The following is a 3,331-nucleotide window of genomic DNA, read 5'->3' on the forward strand; positions in this document are numbered from 1 at the left end:
CGACCAGCCCGTCGCCCCCGCTGCCGGTGCGGCCGTGCCCGGTCAGCGGCAGGGACCGGTCGGCGAGCAGGCCCCGCCTGCGGCCCCGGCACCGAAGCCGGCCCCGGTGACTCCGACGGAGGAGGCCCCGGTCGGCACCTCCCGCGGGGCCAACGAGACGTCGATCCGGGTGGATGTGGAGGTCCTCGACTCGCTCATGCGGCAGGTCGGCGAGCTCGTGCTGGCCCGCAACCAGATCACCCGGCTGGCCCAGGGCTCCGAGGAGGCCGAGCTGGTCCGGGCCTCGCAGCGCCTCAACCTCATCGCCGGTGAGCTGCAGGAGGGCGTCATGAAGACGCGCATGCAGCCCATCGAGCACGTGTGGTCCAAGATGCCGCGCGTCGTGCGCGACCTGGCCGCCGCCTGCGGCCGCGAGGTCGTGCTGGAGATGACCGGCAAGGAGACCGAGCTCGACCGCAGCCTGCTGGAGGCGGTCAAGGACCCGCTCACCCACCTCGTGCGCAACGCGGTCGACCACGGTGTCGAGCCCGCCGACGTGCGGGTCGCCGCCGGCAAGCCCGCCAAGGGCGTCCTGTCGTTGCGGGCGTACCACGCCGGCGGCCAGGTGGTCGTCGAGGTGGCCGACGACGGCCGCGGCATCGACCCGCAGAAGGTCGCCGAGGCGGCCGTCGCCCGCGGGGTCAGGACCGAGGCGCAGGTGGCGGGCATGAGCCCGGCCGACCTGCTGCAGCTGCTCTTCCTGCCCGGCTTCTCCACCGCCGAGAAGGTCACCAAGGTGTCCGGCCGCGGGGTCGGCATGGACGTCGTGCGCACCAAGATCGAGGGCATCGGCGGCACCGTCGACGTCGAGTCGGTGCTGGGCAAGGGCACGGTCTGGCGGCTGCGGATCCCGCTGACGCTGGCCATCATGCCGACGCTCACGGTGGCCTGCGCCGGCGACCTGTACGCCGTCCCCCAGGTCAACCTGCTCGAGCTGGTCGCGCTGGACTCCAGCCGTGGTTCGGGCGGCATCGAGCACGTGCACGCCGCCCCGGTGTACCGGCTGCGCGGGGAGCTGCTGCCGCTGGTCGGGCTCCGCGAGGCGCTGGCCCTGCCGGCCGACGACGCCGGTGAGACCACGGTGATCGCCGTGGTCCAGGCCGACGGGCGTCGGTTCGGGCTGCTGGTCGACCAGGTGCTCAACACCGAGGAGATCGTGGTCAAGCCGCTGTCCGCACGGCTCAAGGCGATCGGCGTGTACGCCGGTGCCACCGTGCTCGGCGACGGCCGGGTGGCGCTCATCCTCGACGTGCAGGCCATCGCCCGTCGCGCCCTGCCGGGTGAGCCCCTCGAGCAGGCCAACGACCTGCTCGCGGCCGCCAACGCGGGCGCCGACGAGACCGAGCAGGTGCTCGTCGTCGGGGTCGGCGCCGGTCGGCGGGTGGCGATGCCGCTTGCCTCGGTGGCCCGGTTGGAGCACCTGCGCACGGCCGATCTGGAGCTGGTGGGAGGCCGCGAGGTCGTCCAGTACCGCGACACGATCCTGCCGCTCATGCGGCTGGGTCACCTGCTGGGTGCGATGGGCGAACCGGACGGCGACGAGCTGCTCGTCGTCGTGTACTCCCGGGCCGGCCGCAGCGTCGGGCTGGTGGTGGACGAGATCCTCGACATCGTCGACGACCACGTGCACGAGCACTCCGACGTCGAGGACTCCGGCCTGCTCGGGTCCACGGTGCTGGGCGGTCGGGTCACCGAGCTGCTCGACGTGCAGGCCGCGATCCTTGCGGTCGACCCGACGTTCTACGACGAGCGCGGCGACCAGGACGACGTCGATGCCGTGTTCTCCGAGCTGGTAGGAGCGAACCGATGAGCCAGTACGTGACGTTCACGCTGGACGGCGACCTGTACGGGGTCGACGTGCTCCGGGTGCAGGAGGCGCTGCGGTCGCACACCCGCACCCGGGTGCCGTTGGCGCCTCAGACGGTGGCCGGTCTGGTCAACCTGCGTGGCCAGGTGGTCCTCACGGTCGACCTGCGCACCAGGCTCGCACTGGCGCCCCGCGAGGACGGCATCGAGCCGATGATGGTCGTGGTCCGCGTGGACGACGAGGCCGTCAGCCTGCTCGTCGACGAGATCGGCGACGTCGTGGATGCCGACGCCGACTCCTTCGCACCGCCACCGGACACCCTCGAGGCGCAGATGCGCTCGCTCGTCGTGGGTGCGCACAAGCTCGATGACAGGTTGCTGCTCGTGCTCGACGTCGACCGAGCAGTGGCGTGACCCGCATTCAGTCCACGGAATGAGGTGGTTCGCGGTCGTGGCCGGACAACCACGACGCTGAACCTCGCTCGCTGACGAGCGCCTCGCTCCTGGAGCACGACCCGGCCTCCCCCCCCAGTGCCGGTTGCTGCGTTCCCGAAGGGAAGCTCGAGATGACCCGCCGCACTTCTTTCAACGATCTGCCTCTGGCCGTCAAGATCGGCACGCTGCTCGGCCTGTTCGCCGCTGTCGCCGTGGGCCTCACGGCGCTGGCCACCGTCCGCCTGTGGAGCCTCAGCGACGAGCAGGACGTGATGTACAAGCAGAGCTCGGTCCCCATGGACGATCTCGTCAAGGCCACCCGTCAGGTCGGCCGGCTGCGCGCCTTCGTGACGGGGCTGCCCTCCTGGGAGCCGGCCGACCAGGCCAAGGCGATCGCCGAGCTCGACACCCAGAAGGGCGCGACGCAGGACGCGATCAACACCTACCTGCCCTCGGTGCGGGACCAGGCCAACACGGACGCCATCAAGACCAACCTGGCGAGCTACCTGGACTCGGTCGGGAAGGTCGAGTCGGCCGTGCAGGCCGGTGACATGGCCACCGCGCGCGCGCTGACGGTCGGCGACATGCGGGCCACCGTCACCTCGCTCAACGACGCCCTCGCGTCCGAGGCCGAGCTGCAGGCCCAGGCGTCGAGCGACCTCAACGATGCCGGTACCGCCATTGCGCGCAGCGCGACGTGGCTGCTGTGGATCGTGCTGTCGGTCGCCATCGCGGCGGTGATGGCGATGGCCTTGTACGTCATCCGGTCGATCAAGCGTGCGGTGAACGAGATGAACTCGTCGATCGAGGCACTGGCTGCCGGTGATCTGACGCGGACCCCGCAGGTGAAGGAGCGCGACGAGCTGGGGCAGATGGCCGAGAACCTCGCTCGTGCGCAGGAGCAGGTGCGTGGGGTGATTGAGACGGTGGTGACGACGGCTGCTGCGGTGGCTGCTTCTGCGGAGGAGCTGTCGGCTGCGGGTGCGCAGGTGGCGTCTGGTTCGGAGGAGACGAGCGCGCAGGCGGGTGTGGTGGCTGCTGCTGCTGAGCA

General features: G+C 71.1%; 3 protein-coding genes. All 3 read left to right on the forward strand.

The window, feature by feature from the left end; translation table 11 throughout:
* Positions 1 to 1,849: chemotaxis protein CheA (locus F2B26_RS15240; RefSeq protein WP_159810808.1), on the forward strand; the 1,849-nt coding region annotated here is incomplete at its 5' end.
* Positions 1,846 to 2,259, forward strand: a complete 414-nt coding sequence (locus F2B26_RS15245; protein ID WP_159810810.1) for a chemotaxis protein CheW — start codon at positions 1,846 to 1,848, stop codon at positions 2,257 to 2,259. The genes F2B26_RS15240 and F2B26_RS15245, both read left to right, overlap by 4 nt.
* A 152-nt stretch (positions 2,260 to 2,411) precedes the next feature.
* Positions 2,412 to 3,331 (forward strand): MCP four helix bundle domain-containing protein (locus F2B26_RS15250; RefSeq protein ID WP_159810812.1); only part of this gene is annotated, 920 nt, incomplete at its 3' end.

Origin of the sequence: Cellulomonas citrea (assembly GCF_009829685.1) — a bacterium.
In the GTDB taxonomy this organism is placed as follows: Bacteria; Actinomycetota; Actinomycetes; order Actinomycetales; family Cellulomonadaceae; genus Cellulomonas; species Cellulomonas citrea.